Origin of the sequence: Rhizobium pantanalense (assembly GCF_030182525.1) — a bacterium.
Classification (GTDB): domain Bacteria; phylum Pseudomonadota; class Alphaproteobacteria; order Rhizobiales; family Rhizobiaceae; genus Rhizobium.
Genome location: NZ_JAQJCH010000023.1, coordinates 13660 through 31726, shown reverse-complemented (window position 1 = coordinate 31726; position 18067 = coordinate 13660). Strand labels below are relative to the sequence as shown.

Below are 18067 nucleotides of genomic sequence, written 5' to 3'. Positions count from 1 at the left end.
CTCCGTTGGCCTGTCCCGGCGACAGCTCGAACGTCTGTTCATGGAAGAAATGAAGGCCCCACCAGGGGCCGTCTACACGCGCATTCGCATGGAGCGCGCTAGGCAGTTGGTTCTTCAGACAGAGGCTCCGCTGATCGAAATTGCGCTTGAAGTGGGGTTTGACAGTGCATCTCACTTCGCCAGACTGTTCCGGAAGACGTTTGGGCAATCTCCAACACAACTACGCCATGCAGCGCCAAAAATGCTAAGGTCTGTCTGATCTGAATTCGCAACTCACGGGGCTCCATCACCGCTCGAGCCGTCCGCGTGCCCTCCGTCCCCCCGCCCTCTGTAGGCTTTGGCGCGCGTGATTCAAGAACCATCAAACCCAATGACCGATCGCTGCCATAATCGAAGCTAATGGGGATTACCCCTGCGCGACCTCCACGGAGCATTTCCAATCTGTCATCGAAGACATCGTCAATGGTTAACCAGTGAGGAACAACATCAAATGCCTTCGACAGGCAATCGAATGCATGTGATCGACGCCTGAAACCCGCCGGCAATATGATGACGGGTGCCATTCGAACCGAAGGATCTGGGAAGAACTTCCTGGACCGCCGGACAGGATATGCTTCGACAGCCAGGGCACCATCTGGCACGCGGATGTCCCCAATCTGGCGGATGCGGCCAATTGCCGATGACCGCATCGATGGACTCGTCCGCAAGCTCACTGATAAGGTCGTCTGTATGTGGGACGCATCGACGCCGACATTGGATGCCATGCGTGTAATTTTCCCGACTAGCTGAGGCAGAACCACCGCTCAGAGGCAATTGTCTGCGATGATGCGGAAGTTTCGCGTCGCATTGTCCGGGGCGAAGGTGGCGTGAGGCGACAGGTGCGCGTCGACATGTTAACCTCGTGCTGGCCTTGAAGACACCTCTTTGCGCTCGGGCGTATCCCAGGACAACTGTCAGGTATTTTGCTGATCAGTATCGCAAGCCGTGGAGTCTGGTAGCATCCAGCAACTCAGTCCTCCGACAACGAGAATAATCGCCAAGGCATAGATACCCGCACTTGTTGTTCCAGTGAACGTTGTCAGCCAGCCCACCAGTAATGGCCCGATGAACCCTCCGAGATTTCCAAGCCCATTGATGATGCCTCGCGCTCCACCTGCAACACCACGCGGGAAAATGATAGCCGGCATTGACCAATATGGCCCCGAGTTGGCTTTCGAAAGAAATCCTGTAATCACGATCAATGTGAACGAAATCCATTTGAGATCCGGTATCAGCGCCGCCAGTCCAAAAGCTATTCCAAATCCAGCCAGGGCTATGGCGCACCAGCCTCGACGGTTGCCCTTTCGGTCTGACAAAGCGCCAAATAAGTAAAGTCCGATAACAGCCGCGGTCAGTGGTGGAACACTCAGCCATCCCACAGAACTTAGACTGGTCTTCATCAGCTCTTTCAACAGCGTCGGCAGCCATATGAGATAACCATATGATCCGGTTAGGAAGCAGCAAAATATAAAGGACATGATCCATAGGTTCTTGTCGCGCAGAAGTTGCCGGTAAGTGCCCTTGCTCGAACCATCGGCCTTCAGAAAATTGGCTTCCTTCGCCGCACGATCCTGAGCAAGGGCCTCCTGAAGACAATCACGCTCTTCGCTCGAGAGCCATTCCGCATCAGCTGGATCATCGCTGGTCAACGGCCACCAGATCAAGAGCAGGGCAAGTGAGACTACGCCCTCGAAGAAAAACAAGGCTCGCCATCCATATGCATCGACGATGAAGCCAGAAATGGGGTTCGTCAATACGGCGGATAGGGGAAGACTGATCAAGAAAAGAGCATTGGCTTTACCAATCTCGCTGCGCGGAAACCACTTTCCAACGACGACCAGAATTGCCGGATATACCCCGCCTTCTGCAACACCGAGCAGAAACCGCATTGCATAAAGCTGCCAATTGTTTTGCACAAAGCCTGTTAGGAACGATATCACGCCCCAAGCCAATATGGTGACCGCAATGAATTTCTTGGCGCTTCGATGTTCAGCGATATGGCCGCCTGGGATTTGCAATACCAGATAGCCCCAAAAGAAAATGCCAGCGGCTAGACCGGCGCTTGTGCTCGAAATGCCGAGTTCCTTGTTCATGCCCGAAGCCATCGCAAAACCGATGTTGACCCGGTCCATGTAAGCTATGATATAAATGATGACGCATGGGGGCAGGATCCTGAACCAGCGCGCACGAGGGAGCGCCTTGGATACGGATGCAATAGGCTGCGTAGTGGACATGTCATTGCTCCCGGATGAGGATGACACGCCGATTTAGTAGAGCCTGTGACCAGGCCCATCGTTTGAAATTACGCATTGATGATTCCTCCCTTACGAAATTCTGGCGTGGTGATTGTCTATTTGCTCAGCCTGTCTCAACAAAGCTTTGCAGTACGCTGGGCAGAACGCCTCCGCCTCTTAGGTCTGCTGCTTCCTCCTCCGTTTCGATGCGGCAAAGAAGATCGAGCTCGACAAGCAGCTCCCCGTTACGATAAAATAGCGCCGAAACTTGACCGCCCGGCCGCAGGTCCTTGAGACCTTTGAAATCGATGGTCTCGAATCCGTCGAGACCAAGCGACGCGGCGCCGGCCCCCTCTGGAAACTGCAAGGGCAATACGCCCAGGGCGACAAGGTTCGACCTGTGAATACGTTCGAACCCTTCTGCAATGACCGCCGAAATCCCGAGGATGCGCGTGCCCTTTGCCGCCCAGTCCCGCGCAGACCCCGCGCCGTAATCCCGGCCGGCGATAATCACCATAGGGGTCCCGCAGGCTCTCAGGGTGTCGGCTGCATCATGAATCGTCACAAGCTTGCCGTCGGGAGACAGTCTCGTGAATCCACCCTCTTCACCCCCTGCTAAGCGATTGCGAAGCCTTGGATTTGCGAAGGTGCCGCGCGCCATGACATCATGGTTCACGCGTCGCGCGCTATACGACTGCAGATCATCTGCCGATACGCCCTGTGCAACGAGCCATTTCCCGGCTTCGTATTGCGGTAAGATGCGGGACACCGGTGAAATATGGTCAGTGGTGACGTTATCCCCGAGCAAGGCAAGTATTCTTGCGCCCAAGATGTCTTGCTTGATTAGGGGCGCTGCCACCGGTCCGTTCGCAAATGGCGGCCGGCGTATGAATTGGCTTTCAGGCTCCCAGTGATAGATTGGTGCCGTCGGAGCTTCTACCGAGGTCCAAGCCTTCTCTCCGTCAAAGACATCTTTTGCGCTCGCTGTATAGACGTCGGGTGACAGGCAAGCGGCAGCAGCTGCGACGGCCTCGTCGCTCGGCCATATGTCCGCAAGCATGACCCGACGCCCTTCGCGATCTGTTCCGAGTGGCTCACTCGAAAGGTCTTGGCGCATGTTGCCTGCGATTGCGTAGGCGACGACCAGCGGTGGCGATGCCAAATACGACGATTGACACAACGGATGGACTCGGCCTTCGAAATTGCGATTGCCGGAGAGGATGGCCGCTACCGACAATCCCTTTCGACGTATAGTAGCCTCAATGTCCGGTGATAGCGGCCCGGAGTTGCCCATGCAGGTCATACAGCCATAGCCGACTAAATCAAATCCGACTGCGGCTAGATCGTCGAGCAATCCCAGCTCCCGCAGATATTCGCTTGTGGCTTGCGAGCCCGGGGATAGGGATGTTTTGACCCACGCTGGCGGCTTCAAGCCTCGTTGTCGCGCCGCTCGGGCCAACAAGCCTGCACGCAGCATGGCATCCGTATTGGCGGTGTTTGTACAGCTGGTGATCGCAGCGATCGCAATATCGCCGTTGCGAATGAACCCGTCTGGATCATAATCGCCCGATCCCTGAGGGAGCGAGGATGGCACCGCCGACAACCCCATTGTCTGGTTCGGGCGCGATGGTCCCGCAACGCTTGGCTCGACGGTCGCGAGATCAAAGTCGACCGTCTGATCGAAACGGCGTCTCGTTTCGCTTTGGCGGAGACCCTGTGCCCGGGAATAGGCATCGACCAGTTGGATATGCTCCGCACTTCGAGCCGTAAGCCGCAGATACGCCAAAACCTCATCGTCGATCGGAAAGAAACCCATGGTGGCGCCGTATTCGGGGGCCATATTGGCGATGGTAGCGCGATCGGAAAGACGCAGGCTACGGAGCCCAGGACCATGAAATTCGACAATCTTTTCGACGACCCCAAGCTTTCGAAGAAAGGCTGTCAACGCTAACGCCAAGTCGGTAGCGGTGCTCCCAGGGGGGAGACGATTGAGCAGTCGAACACCGACTACTTTGGGGATTCTCAATGCGACCGACCGTCCCAGCATTGCCGACAGCGCTTCGATGCCGCCGACTCCCCACCCCAAAACGCCAAGCGCATTTACCATCGTGCTGTGACTGTCGGTACCAAGCATGGTGTCGGGACGCGCAATCCCGTTAATCACGCTGACGACATTTGCAAGCACTTCGAGATTTATCTGATGGCAAATACCGCGTCCGGGTGGAACCACGCGAAGCGCATGGAAGGCCTGCTGCGCCCACCGCAGGAACCGATATCGCTCGCGGTTCCGCTTGAACTCGATAGCAAGATTTTCCGCTAGCGCGTTGGACGTGCCGAAGTGATCGACCTCAACCGAATGATCCACAACCAGATCAACCGGGATCAGAGGTTCGACTGACCTGGGATCCGGCGCCGCATCTCTTAGTGCTGCCAGGTCGGCTAGAACAGGTATGCCCGAGCTATCCTGCATGAGAATGCGCGACGGGCGAAAATGGATGGTTCGTGAGCGATCCTTTTTGCTGATCGCCGCCGCCAGATCCAACTCGCCGTGGCGCAGTGCGTCTTCGGCGAGAATCATAAGGCTTACGGGCAGATCGTGAAAGCAACCTATCCCGTCTTGCTCAGCCTTGGACAAAGACACAAACGACGGCCCGCCATCAGCAAGAGAGACTGCGAACTGCTTCGATGACAAGCTCACACCGGACATCCTTTCGAACGAAGCAGATTGTTAAACCGTTCGGGATCGGTAGTGCCCGCTGCATTTGCGGCGCGGATTTCTTCCTCACGCTTGGCATGCGCTTTCGCACGAGGAAGCAGGGTTTCAGCGTCCGCAGCTGGCACCGCCAGCACGCCGTCAGCATCGCAGATGATAAGGTCGCCTGGCGAAACCGCCATTCCGCCGCACGCGATCGGAACATTGACTTCGCCTGGACCGTCCTTGCTAGGACCCCTGTGAGTGTGGCCGCGGGCATAACAGGCGATACCCCCTTCCGCCCATTCGGCAAGATCGCGCACAGCGCCGTCTACGACGAAGGCAGCAACCCCCTTTTTCATGGCAGACGTCCTGACGAGACCGCCGATCAGAGCTTGGCTGACGTCGCCACCGCCATCGATGACGATCACATCGCCAGGCTGTGCCATCGCAATGGCTTGGTGGATCATCAGGTTGTCTCCCGGCCTCACCCGGACAGTGATGGCGGGCCCGGCCACGATCAGGGACAGATCTGCATGATATAATTGCAGACCGACGGCGCCTACGGTGCGGCCCATGCTGTCGCTTGCGTGAGCGGCCGGAACCCCTTTGAAGGCGGCGACCAAGGCCGGGGCCAGCGTCGTGACCCGTGGATTGACTTTGTAGCCCGGCGGCCACGGTTTAGCTTCAGTCATCGGAAGGCCCTCTTCAATGCACCAGGATTTAAGCATGCCACCTCGTCGAACGGTCGGCCGTGGATGATTGCTAATGCGTGCTGCGCCGCTAACTGAGCGGTGGCCGCGAGGGCAGCATCCGTCGAGCCACCCATGTGGGCCGTGAGGACGGTATCGGGGCGGCTGCAAAGCGGGTGAGACGCCGGAAGCGGCTCAAACGCAAAGGTGTCGAGACCCACACCGAATAGGTGACCGCTTTCCAGTCCGGCGACCAGCGCATCTTCGTCGATCAATCCACCGCGAGACGTGTTCACGATCACCGCGCCCTGTGGAAGTGCGGCGATCTCCGTGGTGCCGATCAGATGACGAGTTTCTTCGTTGAGCGGAATATGAAGCGACAAGAACTGACTGCGGCGTAATAGGTGCTCGAGGCTATCGACAATTTCGACCGATAGACCGGGCTCTGTCTTTGCGAGCGGATCGAAAGCAATCACCCGCATGCCAAACCCGAGCGCTGCTCGAGCCACCGCTTTGCCAATGCCACCAAAACCAATCAGGCCGAGGGTCTTAGCTCCCAATTGAAGCCCGCTGCCACTACGATCCCACTTACCAGCCCGGATCGCAGCGTTTTGAACCGTCACTCGTCTGGCAGCAGCCAGCATCAGCGCCATCGTCAGTTCGGCTACCGACTGCCCGTTGGCCGCTGGCGCGATCAGGACAGGAACTCCGCGTTCAGTGGCCATCGCCACATCAACGTTGTCGAAGCCAACCCCATGGCGCGAGATGACTTTGAGAGCCGATCCGGCGGCGGCGAACGCTTCTTTATCGAAAGGCAGTGTGCGGGAAATTACGCCATCTACGTCCTCTCGCCTGAGATGCTGAAGCATTTCGTCGGTCCCGCCCTGCATGCTGGTAAAGATCACTCGGCAACCTTCGGCACGAAGGACATCCAAGCCCGCGTCCGCGAGGGTGGGTGCGGTGACTAAGATCGTTGCCGACATGGCTCAATCCTTCTTTTGTTTCTTCAAAATGACCATTGCCCAGGACTATGTTCACCGTCTAGTTTCTAATTTTCACCTTTCGGAAACTTTTAGGAAACTTTCTAAATGGACATCCGCGATCTCGCCTACTTCGAAGCAATAGCCAGGCTGAAGAGCCTCACGAGAGCCGCCGCCGAGGTTGGACGTACTAAACCAGCGCTCAGCAAGTGTATCCGCCGCCTCGAAGATCGCGTGGAAGGGGCATTGTTCGAGAGGCGCGGCAGGCGCCTGGTTTTGACGGAGGCGGGGGAGACGCTCCTGTCTCATGCCGTCAGGATGCGCGCCTCTATGGCCGATGCTCTGAGGGAGGTGGGCGAGGTGGCAGGTGGCCAGAAAGGGCATGTCAGGCTCGGAGTCGGCACCTCGATCGCTGAAACCCTTTTACCTGTAATCGCGGAATGGCATCGCTCCGAGTCCGACAGGACCACCCTAAAACTCCAAACCGGTTTAAATGACTTGCTCAGCAGAGAGCTCATCGACGATCACTTGGATGGGATTATTACCATCGCTCCAGGGGGTGATCAGTCGAACCTCGTCTGCGAAGACTGGGGGGAAGATGATGTCGTCGTCGTCGCGCGAAAAGGACATCCGCTCGCTGCGCGCGGGCTAGCATCAATTAACGAGTTGGCTCGATACCAATGGGTATTGGCCGCGCGCTCTGTTGCGAGCCGAGACTGGCTGGAAGATGTTTTTATTGCGGGGGGATTTGGCCCACCAAAGGTGCAGGTGGAGGTCGGGTCGGCTCAACTGGTGGCCGCCTTCCTTGAAGGCACTGACTTACTTGGCTTTGTACCACGTCGGATTTTAAAGGGAGATAAAAGCGCAGGTATTATCGAAATTCCAAGCAAAGACATCCAAATGCATCGAAGCTTGGCATTCATGACCCGCAGCGGCGGTTATGTCCCGTCTGCTTTGGTCAGGCTTGCCCGTCAACTCAAGGCAGTAGTAGCAGCTGAAGGGAACGTTATGTGAGCCGCAAAGACAATTGAGAAGCATTGGACCAGCCGATTAGGAGGCGTCGCGCTGTCGTACCATCGTGATAGCTGGGATCGGACGCAGCGATCGTTGTCGAAATCAATGATGTGCTGCGCTCGAATAAAATTCCTGGATGCTGGCGTCGACAGCTCGGCGATTTCGCGATGGCTGGACCATGACGCTCCACTTGGGGGTACCTTCATGCACATCTCGCGACAAGGAGGTGGCCCCAGCGAAGGTAGATGCATTGAACGAGCAAACCTTCCGCCTATCTAAATCTGACGATAAGCTGCTGTCTCTTCTCGAAGCACTGTAGCAGTCTAACGCTGCAATTCTCCTGCGGCACAATTGCATCCGCCCTCCAGACGCTTGATATCGGCACCTTCGCGCCAATCGGACATCGAAGTGCAAACCTCAGCTTGCGTCAAACCGCAGGCGGGAGCCTCGGATGTTCTCCTGATTGCTGTTCGCCCACATCACGAGAGCCATCACCGGCCCGAGAAGCGTCCGCCCGACCTCCGTCAATTCATAATCCACGCGCGGCGGAATAGTGGGGAACAATGTCCGCTTCACCAACCCGTCGCGTTCCAGTCCGCGCAAGGTGATCGTTAGCATCCGCTGCGAGATGCCGTCGATCCGACGCCTCAGCTCATTGAACCGAACTGGTCCATCTTTGAGCGTCGCGATGATGTACAGGCTCCATTTGTCGCCGACGAGATCAAGTATTTCCCGAACCATCCGACAGTCGTCGCCTTGGGTCGGGGCGGGAAAATCGATGTCACTAAGTGTCATTGAAGTGCCTTCTTGCGAGGAACGGGATAGTCACCTTAATAGTGTTGGTAACAAGACGTTACCATCCCAGTTTGATCGGAGCAACCATGACCAACATACTCCTCGTGACGTCGAGCCCTCGTGGCGCCGAAGGCCTGTCCACCCGCTTCGCGACCGAAATCGCCGAAGGTTTCGTGGCTCGCTTGGGCGGCACACTTGTGACCCGCGATCTCGCGGCCAACCCGCCGCCGCATATTGGACCGGCCTATATTCACGGCCGCGGCGCGGCCGCCGAGGCGCGCACACCCGAGCAGGCAGAGGCGGTCGACTTTGCCCAAGTGCTGGTCGATGAAGTGAAGGCTGCTGACGTGATCGTCTTGGGTTCAGGCATGATCAATTTCGGTCTGTCGTCGCAACTCAAGGCCTGGTTCGATCACATTACCTGGCCGCGTGTGACCTTTGGTTATGACGAAGCCGGCAGGCCGCAGGGATTGCTGACCGGCAAGAGGGTTTATCTCGTCACTGCCGCAGGCGGTGTCTTCTCCCGGGGCGACTGGGCCGCCTTTGATTTCCAGACCGGCTATCTGCGCCATCTCCTCGGCTTCATCGGCCTGACCGACATCGAAATCGTCCGCGTGGAGGGAACCGTCTTCGGGCCCGAGGCGGCCAAGGCCGCCATCGCCGCCGCCGAAGCCAAGGTCCGCGCGGTCCTGGAACATGCTGCCTAAAGGCAAGCGGCACGACGGCTCAGGCTGTGAGCGCGAAGAAGCACGTTCGCAGCCAGAGCAGTTGCTTCGAGCCAGAAGACCACGAGGAAGATGAGATGAAGATTGCTCTCTTTGGAGGGACCGGACCAACCGGAAGACACATTATCGAAGAGGCGCTCCGGCAAGGATATAAGCTGTCCGTCTACACGCGCGACGCCGGAAAGCTTTCGGCCTTTGGCACCAAGATCGAAGTCGTCGAGGGCGACCTAAGCAATCGCGGCGCGATCAAGGCGTGTGTCGCGGGCTCTGACGCGGTGATCAGCGCCTTGGGGCCCAACAGTCTGAAAGCGCGCGAGAAGCGGCCGATCATGCGCGGCGTCGCCACGATCATCTCTGTCATGGAAGAGCTGAGCGTTCGTCGCCTCATACAGATCTCGACGGCAACCTATCGTGATCCGAAGGACGGTTTCGACTTCAAGTCGCAAGCATTCGTCATGCTCTTCAAGATAATCGTTCCCAACGCCCAGGATGACATCAAGGCGACCGCTGAACTGGTGAGCAACTCAGATCTCGATTGGACCCTGGTTCGAATTCCGAACCTCAAGGACGGGCCCGCAACCGGCCAAGTGGACGTCGGCTGGTATGGCAAGACGAAACTCGGGATGAAACTTTCCCGCGGGAACCTTGCGCAATTCCTGGTCGATCGGGTCGCAGGCAAGGAGTACGTGCGCGCTGCGCCCGCGATAGCCAATGGCATCTGACAGCGGATCGCTCATCAAACTTGCTCGGCGAATATCCGCGCTGCGACCACCGCATTGCACCACTCGATCCGGCATGTTGCCGAAACTTCCCAATCCGAGTTGCGAATGAGGAGAACCTTGTGACATCCAAGGGATTTACGACGGCCGATGTGCCGGATCAGTCAGGCAAATGCTTCATCGTTACGGGAGCGAATACGGGAATAGGTTTCGAAGTGGCAAGCGCGCTGGCGGCGCGGGGTGCGCGCGTGTTGCTTGCGTGCCGTGACGAAACGAAGGCGACAGAGGCGATGAGCCTCATTCGTCAAAAGACGTCGGGCGCTGATCTCGCGTTCCTGCCACTTGACCTAGCGGATTTGGCGAGCGTGCGACGGGCGGCTGAACTCGCCGCCAAGGAGCCGCGTATCGACGTACTGATCAACAATGCCGGCGTGCAGGGGCCGACGCTGGAGCACACAGCGCAGGGCTTCGAGCAGACGTTCGGCGTCAATCATCTTGGCTGCTTCGCGTTCAGCGCGCTCATGCTGCCCAAGCTCATGGAAACACCCGGATCGCGCATCGTCGTCACGAGTAGCGGGCAGCACAAGGGTGCGAAGATCGAATGGGACGACCTTAACGCTCAGAAGAGCTACAAATGGCTTCCACGCTACGGTGCCAGCAAGCTTGCGAACCTTCTCTTCGTATTCGAACTGGACCGGCGGTTGCGGGCGGCAGGCGCGCCGGTAACGGCGGTAGCCTGCCACCCGGGTCTTGTCGGAACAAACCTCGCCCGCAGCAGCTGGTGGGGCAACATAGTGATGTCGCTGATCGGCTTGCTGTTCGCCACACCTGCCATGGGCGCCTGGGGCGCGCTGCACGCAGCGACCGGGCGGATAAAGTCCAACGGCTACTATGGGCCGAGGGGGTTCTCCGAACTACGCGGTCCTTCCGGTGAAGGTCTTCCCTCCGAGGAGGCGAGAAATCCCCAGCTCGCCAAGCGACTGTGGGATGTGTCCGTCAAGATGACCGGTATCGACCCCGGCTTGCCCTCCGTCGATGGCGCGTCCTGACTTAAGGATGGAAGGCGCCGCCGTCGACGCGAAACGGCTCAGATGAATCCAAGACTGTCGGTTCAATGACCAGAAAGATGAGATAATGCTGCAAATCGATCTTCACACGGAGATCACCTGCCCCTGGTGCATCATCGGGCATCACCGCCTCGACAACGTCCTGGCGGAACGTTTTCCTGAACTGGACGTGGATATCCGCCAGCACCCGGTTCTTCTGCTTCCAGATGCGCCTGCAGACGGTCTCTACATTCCCGATCTTCTCCTCAAGCGCTACGGTGTGACCAACCCGAAGGCGTCATTCGCCCGGCCTGAAGCAGAGGCACGGGCGTCGGGCCTTGATCTTGACCTGAGCCGCCAGCCCTGGACTTACAGGACGCAGGCAGCGCACGGGTTGATCCTCGCCGCACAAGCACGCGGAACCCAGCATAAGCTCGCGGTCGCAATCAGTGGTGCCCACTTTCTGGAAGCAAAGAATATCTCGGATGCAGACGTGCTCGCGGATATTGCCGTGGACTATGGGTTCAAACGAGAAGAAGCCCGGGCAATAGCGCTCGATCCCGAGCAACACCGACGTGTCGAGCACGAGGCTGCCCAAGTCGCAGCGGCTGGGGTCCGATCGGTACCTCACTTCGTCTTCGGCGGTCGCATTGCGATAAATGGAGGACGCAGCGAAGACGAGATTGCATTGGCAATCGGTGAGGCTGCTGGCGTCACTCCGTCTCCCTAACAAAAGCGGTCCGCAACTTCCGCTCCATCGTTCGCCACTGGCCAATGCTTGACAAGATTCGATCACAGGCCCAGTTTTTGCTGGGCGAAAAGACTGCGAAGATGGCCTTAGTTGAGATCGAAAACGCCCAAGGAGTAAGACGATCATACGCACTCGAGCGTGAGAGACCTGGGGCATCGAATTGAGACGTTAGTCTTCTGTAACGATCCCAACTTGAGTCCTAACGGCCGGCGCGACAACGCCGGCCGTTAGGACTGGTTGCGACATATTCCCAGATGCATGAAAGCTGCGACGGTTTGCTCTTTAAGAGAGTCCAACCGACAACACGTTGGCGTTGACGCCTAAGTGACTGACGCCCGTGTTTCTCACTGCAGCTCGATTTCACAACGAAATCATCCCTGCAGCGCAATATGCGCCTCGGCTGACGAAAGGAATGAATTTCTCTTCATCGTTCGCGTGAGAAACGCACCGCCGAGATCAATGATGTCAGTGGGTTATCGTGCCGATCGGCTTCGGGACCTCTCGCCAATTCACACCGCGAAGGTTTCGTCGGGTGAATATGGCAGCGAGAGCGAGGTCATTCGCGACGGGCTGCGCGCCTTGCAGGCGCGCGACAAGGCTCTTGAAACGTGGCTATGCACAGAAGTCGTCGCCGGCGATCGGAGAGCGTTACACGGCGGCCATTGTCAGATATTGCCTAGCGCTTTCGACGTTTCCGCACCGGGGTACCCGGCGCGATGACATCTGGGAGGGCTTGCGTACTGTCGGATACCGGCGGCGGGCGACGATTGCGTTTGAGGTGGCAGGCGTACCGTGTCCATTCTCGGCATTTACCACGGCCAGGACTACGAGACGGATCTGCGGAATGGTGAGGAATAGGGCTGCCATGAACGTTACATTAAAGCGGGTCGCTTGGAGAGCATCGTTGTTGTTGCCTGCCATTCTTCTGGGTTCTGCTGCACTGGCAGGTTCCGTCGTTCGATGGCCGCAAGGCTGGGAGCAGCGTAGTGCGCTCACGCCGAGCAGCAAGGCCGGAGAGCGTTTCGATGGGTCGAACCAACTTGCTCTCAAAATTGATCAGAATGGCCACATCGAAGCGGCATTGAATTTGACGGTCCTCAAGATCAAAACCGGCGACATACCTAATCTGGACGATCAAACAGCATCCATGATCGCGACCATACGAGATGGCTATACGGCCAAGGGCCTGGAGGCGTCCTGCGATGCACCACAGAAAACCATGCTTGGGGACGTTCAAGCCCGACAGACTCGCTGTCACGCGCGTAAGGACGAAGCGGACATGCTGGTGCAAGAGGTCGTCGTCGCCATCGGGGCGCGCACCGTACAATCCTTGAGCTACACGGCCCAACTTGCGAGATTTCAGACTTATGAAGCCGATTTCATCGCTATGCGCGATAGTCTGCGACTTGATTAATCGACGCCGCCTCCACTTCACGCAATCCCGCTTGCAGGTCAACATGAATGTGAATCGGCATGAGGGTCCTGATGCCGATCGGCACGATAACCCACTGACATCTTTGATCTCGGCGGTTCGCTCCGTCTCGCCGATTCACACCGCCGCTGCCGCCGACGTGTGATCACCTCGATCCGACGATACTTTCCCTCATGCCTGGCTTCATGCATGCCTTCATCCATGACTTCAACCATGGCATCAGCGCGGTCTCCAACCATTCCATTCAGCTCCTATCGATGAAGGAGCTTATCTCGCGGCCTCAATCACCAAAAGAAAAGGCAGGGTTGTCGTCGCGCTCACGACTAGAAGGTGGCGTCGCCTTAACGGTTTGATGGCCACGGGTATTGTATTCCGCGAGCAGGACCCAAGCTTCGCCTAGACGTTATCGCCGCGACCGATTTCCAGCTGAAATCATTGCTCAGGCTGTCTGGCTCTATTCGACATGCCGGGATATTGCGATGCGTCCTCGCCGTAGTAGACCTTGTCGTGCTGGGCGAGATCTTCCGCATCGGCTGTCGGTATCGAAATAAGCCACGCACACCATCATCCGGCTTGCTGGCTGATGTGAAAAACCGATAGGTCGCAGCGTACGTGGCTCCGGCGGAATTGCCCGAAACGAAGATCGAACCAACATTGCCTGAATGCCCTCGCCGCCGGACGGGAAGCTCGCCTTTGGCGCATAGGTATAGTTGATGAGCGGCCGTTACGATTCCATGCTGCGCGAAATATTTACCAAAATGGGTGACGTCCTTCTTGTCGCCGCGCACGAACCCGCCGCCATGCGCAAATACCAGGACAGGGACTTTCGCCCCCGCCGGGAGATTGGAGGGCACGTAGAGATCGAACTTCTGGCGCTCACCGCTTCCGTATGCAATGTCCTTGGTGACGGTTACGCCCTCCTTCGAAGCTGCCTCGTAAAGCGGCTTGTAAAGCTCGGTCACACCTTGCGCCACCTCCGGCCCCAACCCCCTGGCTGCGCAGGCATCGTGTTCATGAACTAAGGCGGATCTAAGTCGCTTTAGGACATCATGGCCGATTTATGGCAAAGGCCACGTCGTTGGCCTCGCGTGACTTGTGACTCGTCGCGCATGCTATGGGCCGAGAGGACTCCTTGTGCACGCTCAGTCAAAACGGACTGCACAGCTGGACGCGACGCCCCTTCGAACATCCATTATGATGAGCGGCAATGCAAAGAGGAGGAAACATGCGTTTCAAGAACAAGACCGCCCTGATCACTGGCGGCGGCACAGGCATCGGCGCGGCAGTTGCGCGCCGCATTCGGCAGGAAGGCGGCAATGTCGCGCTCGTCGGCCGCCGTCCCGAGCCGCTGCGGGCCGTTGCCGAGGAGATCGGCGCAACCATCGTCGCAGCAGATGCCGCTGACGGCGCCGCGATGAGGGCCGCCGTGGAAAAAGTGGTCGAGACGCATGGCGGCCTCGATATGCTGATCGCCAATGCCGGCGGCCATGGCGTCGGGCCGACGGTCAACATGTCGGACGAGACATGGGATCTCGCCGTCCGCCTCAACCTCAACACTGCCTTCGTCAGCGCCCGCGAATCCCTGCCCCATCTCATCAAGAACCAGGGCAATATCGTCGTCCTCGCCTCGATCGCCGGGCTCTTTGCCGGACCGGATGCGGCCGGCTATGTCACGATGAAACACGGCTGCATCGGGCTCGCGAAATCGCTGGCGCGCGACTATGGCCGCAAGGGCGTGCGCACCAATACGGTCTGCCCCGGCTGGGTGGCGACCGCCATGGCCGACGAACAGATGGAATTCATCGTCGAGAAGTACAAGCTGAAGAGCATCGGGGAAGCTTACGCGCTCGTCACCAAGGACGTGCCGCTTGGCCGCCCCGCAACCGCCGAAGATGTCGCCAATGCCGTGTGCTTCCTCGCTTCGAGTGAAGCATCGATGATCAATGGCGCCGTCCTGACCGTCGACGGCGGCGCCGGCACGGTCGACCTGCCGACGCTGGCTTTTGTAGAATGACGGGAGAAGATATCCATGAACCAGAATCCCAAGGACTGGAAAACCTACGACGAATTCGCCTATGGCATCGATACGAACCGGCTGCCCGCAACGCAGGCTCTGACCGGCTCATCGTACAAGATCGCGTTTGACGACGGTCGCACTCTGGAGCTTGCCTTCGCCAAGGGCGAGGTCAAATGGTCGGATGGCAAGGACGGCGGAAACGATTTATCCGAGGTGATCGAAGTCGCGCCGAAGACTTATTTCGTCGAGATCATCTTTGCCGGGCGCCCCAAGGAAGCCGAGACGCTGATCCTCAACACCGAAACGCGCCGCGTGCTTTCCATTTACTCGGTCGTTCGCGAACTCAAGGATTCCGTCGGCGAACCGCAAGTCGCGCAGATCTTCCGGCCGGGTGTCATTGAAGGTGGCGCCGCAAGCGGGCCGGTACCGCATGAGAGCCGCGACCTGATTGGGCTCAGGGCGCACTTCACTTATAGCCCCAACCACGTCTACGAGCACACCTATCTCTCGTCGCAGCGCTATGCCTGGCAATGCCTCGTCGGCGTGCAGCGCGGCCACGGCGATGTCGACCTCACCACCACCTACAAGTTCGACGACAATCTCTATATCTTCACCTTCCGCGAGTTCAAGATCGCGGTCGCATCCACATTCTTCTACAATTTCAACGACATGCGCTCGACAGGCAAGTTCCTCGGCATCACAGGTGACGGCCGCATCCAGAACAGCCCGGCCGGTGCCTTCATCCGCAAGGCCTCGATGACCTATTACCTGCCCGGCCAGGAACCAGTGTGAGGACGCCATGCGCAAAGCATTCGATATCGTAAAGGCGCATTACGACGCCAACGACCGCCGCGACATGGATGGCATGCTCGCCGACATCGCGCCTGATTGCCGCTGGACCGAGATGGACGGATTTCCCTGCGCCGGCACCTATGTCGGTCCGCAGGAAATCTTCAAGAACGTCTTCCAGGCGCTCGGACAAGCCTTCGATGGATACACCTTCAAGCTCGAACGTCTGCTCGACGCCGGTGACGAGGTCGTTGGCGTGGGGGACTATAGCGGCACAAACAAGCAGACCGGGAAAGCTTTCAAGGCCCGCGTCGTGCATGTCTGGGGCGTGGCGGGAGACAAGATCCGGCGTTTTGAGCAGTTCACCGATACGCTGAGAGTGGCTGAATCCATGCGATGAGCAATTGAGGTGGTCTGGCTGCGGCGGGACCACCTTTTCCGTCTAGGACATCCCGGCCTTCCGCCATTGCGACGGCGAAACGCCATAGCGATGGCGGAAGGCGCGCGAAAAATGCGCGCTGGAGGAAAAGCCGAGCGCAAAGGCGATCTCGGCTATTTCTCCGGCATGACCGCCGGCTTCCCGCAGCTTTGCCGCGGCTTTCTGCACACGCAGATCCCAGATGTAATCCGAGGGCGTCAGGCACTCGACCTCAAATGCACGGTAGACGTAACGCACCGAGCAGCCCATGCGGCGCGCGATCATCGACACGCTCAGGTCCGGCCGTTCCAGGTTGATATCGATGAAATCCTTGATCCGCTGCAGCAGCACATGAAGCGGATTGGTGACTGGTTTTGTTTGCTGCAGGTCAGCGCCGATCATGGTGCGCACAAGCTCGATCATGGTTTGGCCGACGCTTAAGCGCCGGGCCTCGTCAAGATGATCGATCTCACGGATGGTGGAGTCCATTAGGGATAGAAGGATGCGGCACATTCCGTCTTGCTCGACGTTGGCCGTGAAGGGTTGTGCCAATCGTTCGACAGCTGCATGAGGCAACGCGTGGCGCGGCAATTGCAGCAGCAACTGACGAACCGGCGTGCTGTTGGTCAGCACATAGGGGCGGCTGGGATCGTAGATGACAAGCGCATTCCGCGAGACGGGCGCATGCAATCCGCCCTGCGTCAGCGAAGCACTGCCCTCCGTCTGCACGATTAGCTTGATCGCATCGGGATCATCAGGCGCTGTCGTCACATGCTCGCGGAAGACCACATGCCGGTCCGCCTCCAGCCGCGTCAGCCGGCATGTGCCCAGCATGGCGGATATCATCCGGCTCTTTTCTTCATCCGCGGTGCCGAAATCGAGCAGGACATTGCCGAAGAGATCGCGCGCCAGCCCCGCGAAGGCCCGGCCGCTGGCGCTATCGACATGCCGGTGAAGTGCTGCGGCCATGATAGGTGTCCTCAAGAGGTGAGATATTTCCTTCGCGTCAGCTTGCCAGATAGGCCCCGTGCAGAATGTCCGGCTGAGCCTTGAGTGTCGCGGCTGTGCCCGAAAAAACCAGGCGACCGCGTTCCAGCACGAGCGCCTGGTCGGCAAGATCGAGTGCAAGATTGGCGAACTGCTCGATCAGCAAAACGCCGATGCCGCGCGCGGCAGCAATTTTCAGCGCTTCCGCCAGACGCTTGACGACGGCCGGCGCCAGGCCGAGTGACAGCTCGTCGACGATCATGAAGCGCGGCTTGGCGACGAAGGCCTGCGCCATCGCGACCATCTGCTTCTGGCCGCCCGAAAGATCCGATGCCGATTGACGCCGCCGCTCCGATAGTTCGGGAAAGATCTCATAGGCATGGGCCAGCCCTTCTCGCCGGGCAGCCGCCGATCCCTCCAGCGCCGCCACAAGAATATTGTCCTCGACGGAAAGCTGGCCGAGCACACGATGCCCTTCCGGCACAAGCGCAAGACCGGCGCGGCGAACGCGATCGGGCGAGAACCCTTCGAGCGCCGCGCCACCGAGGCTCACAGAACCGCCGCGCGGCAGGACGCCGGCCATGGCCATGACCGTGCTCGACTTTCCGGCGCCGTTGGCGCCCAGCAATGTCGTGATCTTCCCGGCCGTGACGGAAAAGGAAACGTCATGAATGACGCGCTTGCCGCCACGCTCGACGACGAGATTTTCGACGCTGATTTCCGATGCGATGTCCATG

The 18067-nt window shown here is 58.5% G+C and carries 18 protein-coding genes and 1 pseudogene; 11 read left to right on the top strand and 8 right to left on the bottom strand.

The window, feature by feature from the left end; genetic code table 11:
• A partial coding sequence (locus PH558_RS33270) for a helix-turn-helix domain-containing protein (RefSeq protein WP_285208471.1) occupies positions 1-259 on the top strand: 259 nt, incomplete at its 5' end.
• A 694-nt stretch (positions 260-953) separates the two neighbouring features.
• On the opposite strand, the gene PH558_RS33265 is transcribed toward PH558_RS33270, so the two are convergent.
• The 4 genes from PH558_RS33265 to PH558_RS33250 form a co-directional block, all read right to left on the bottom strand.
• On the bottom strand, positions 954-2273 hold the full coding sequence (locus PH558_RS33265) for an MFS transporter (protein WP_285208470.1): 1320 nt from the start codon (positions 2271-2273) through the stop codon (positions 954-956).
• 124 nt (positions 2274-2397) lie between these two features.
• Complete coding sequence (gene acnA, locus PH558_RS33260; protein ID WP_483314222.1) at positions 2398-4980, bottom strand: aconitate hydratase AcnA; 2583 nt, start codon at positions 4978-4980, stop codon at positions 2398-2400.
• Positions 4968-5660, bottom strand: coding sequence for an RraA family protein (locus PH558_RS33255; protein WP_285208468.1), 693 nt, complete (start codon positions 5658-5660; stop codon positions 4968-4970). The genes acnA and PH558_RS33255 overlap by 13 nt, the downstream gene beginning before the upstream one ends.
• Positions 5657-6640, bottom strand: coding sequence for an NAD(P)-dependent oxidoreductase (locus PH558_RS33250; RefSeq protein ID WP_285208467.1), 984 nt, complete (start codon positions 6638-6640; stop codon positions 5657-5659). The genes PH558_RS33255 and PH558_RS33250 overlap by 4 nt, the downstream gene beginning before the upstream one ends.
• A 105-nt stretch (positions 6641-6745) precedes the next feature.
• On the opposite strand from PH558_RS33250, the gene PH558_RS33245 reads away from it, so the two are divergent.
• Positions 6746-7651, top strand: coding sequence for a LysR family transcriptional regulator (locus tag PH558_RS33245; protein ID WP_285208466.1), 906 nt, complete (start codon positions 6746-6748; stop codon positions 7649-7651).
• A gap of 417 nt (positions 7652-8068) precedes the next feature.
• Here PH558_RS33245 and PH558_RS33240 read toward each other — a convergent pair whose 3' ends face one another.
• Positions 8069-8446: a winged helix-turn-helix transcriptional regulator gene (locus tag PH558_RS33240; RefSeq protein WP_285208465.1), complete on the bottom strand. Its 378-nt coding sequence runs from the start codon at positions 8444-8446 to the stop codon at positions 8069-8071.
• An 86-nt stretch (positions 8447-8532) separates the two neighbouring features.
• Between PH558_RS33240 and PH558_RS33235 the strand changes: the two genes are divergently transcribed.
• The 6 genes and pseudogenes from PH558_RS33235 (at position 8533) to PH558_RS33210 (ending at position 13101) form a co-directional block, all read left to right on the top strand.
• On the top strand, positions 8533-9153 hold the full coding sequence (locus PH558_RS33235) for an FMN-dependent NADH-azoreductase (RefSeq protein ID WP_285208464.1): 621 nt from the start codon (positions 8533-8535) through the stop codon (positions 9151-9153).
• Positions 9154-9248: 95 nt separating this feature from the next.
• Positions 9249-9893, top strand: coding sequence for an NAD(P)-dependent oxidoreductase (locus PH558_RS33230; RefSeq protein ID WP_285208463.1), 645 nt, complete (start codon positions 9249-9251; stop codon positions 9891-9893).
• Between the two features lie 119 nt (positions 9894-10012).
• Entirely contained in the window at positions 10013-10939 is a 927-nt protein-coding gene (locus PH558_RS33225) for an oxidoreductase (protein WP_285208462.1), read from the top strand.
• Positions 10940-11024: 85 nt separating this feature from the next.
• A complete protein-coding gene (locus PH558_RS33220) occupies positions 11025-11666 on the top strand; it encodes a DsbA family oxidoreductase (RefSeq protein ID WP_285208461.1) in 642 nt (213 codons plus the stop codon).
• A gap of 480 nt (positions 11667-12146) precedes the next feature.
• A pseudogene (locus PH558_RS33215) lies at positions 12147-12320 on the top strand (ribbon-helix-helix domain-containing protein); the annotation flags it as partial.
• A 232-nt stretch (positions 12321-12552) separates the two neighbouring features.
• A complete protein-coding gene (locus PH558_RS33210; protein WP_285208460.1) occupies positions 12553-13101 on the top strand; it encodes a DUF4946 domain-containing protein in 549 nt (182 codons plus the stop codon).
• Between the two features lie 359 nt (positions 13102-13460).
• On the opposite strand, the gene PH558_RS33205 is transcribed toward PH558_RS33210, so the two are convergent.
• Positions 13461-14081 (bottom strand): alpha/beta hydrolase, encoded by a 621-nt coding sequence (locus PH558_RS33205; RefSeq protein WP_285208459.1) that lies wholly within the window; start codon positions 14079-14081, stop codon positions 13461-13463.
• Between the two features lie 263 nt (positions 14082-14344).
• On the opposite strand from PH558_RS33205, the gene PH558_RS33200 reads away from it, so the two are divergent.
• The 3 genes from PH558_RS33200 to PH558_RS33190 are packed head-to-tail and all read left to right on the top strand — an operon-like array spanning position 14345 to position 16325.
• The gene (locus PH558_RS33200) at positions 14345-15133 is read left to right on the top strand and encodes an SDR family NAD(P)-dependent oxidoreductase (RefSeq protein WP_285208458.1); all 789 of its coding nucleotides are present in this window, start codon (positions 14345-14347) and stop codon (positions 15131-15133) included.
• A 15-nt stretch (positions 15134-15148) separates the two neighbouring features.
• Positions 15149-15928 carry a MoaF C-terminal domain-containing protein gene (locus tag PH558_RS33195; RefSeq protein WP_285208457.1) on the top strand — a complete coding sequence of 260 codons (780 nt, stop codon included), beginning with the start codon at positions 15149-15151 and terminating at the stop codon, positions 15926-15928.
• 7 nt (positions 15929-15935) lie between these two features.
• Positions 15936-16325 carry a nuclear transport factor 2 family protein gene (locus tag PH558_RS33190; RefSeq protein ID WP_285208456.1) on the top strand — a complete coding sequence of 130 codons (390 nt, stop codon included), beginning with the start codon at positions 15936-15938 and terminating at the stop codon, positions 16323-16325.
• Between the two features lie 42 nt (positions 16326-16367).
• Here PH558_RS33190 and PH558_RS33185 read toward each other — a convergent pair whose 3' ends face one another.
• Positions 16368-17312 (bottom strand): AraC-like ligand-binding domain-containing protein, encoded by a 945-nt coding sequence (locus tag PH558_RS33185; RefSeq protein WP_285208455.1) that lies wholly within the window; start codon positions 17310-17312, stop codon positions 16368-16370.
• Positions 17313-17349: 37 nt separating this feature from the next.
• The gene (locus PH558_RS33180) at positions 17350-18066 is read right to left on the bottom strand and encodes an ABC transporter ATP-binding protein (protein WP_285208454.1); all 717 of its coding nucleotides are present in this window, start codon (positions 18064-18066) and stop codon (positions 17350-17352) included.
• Position 18067 lies beyond the last annotated feature (1 nt).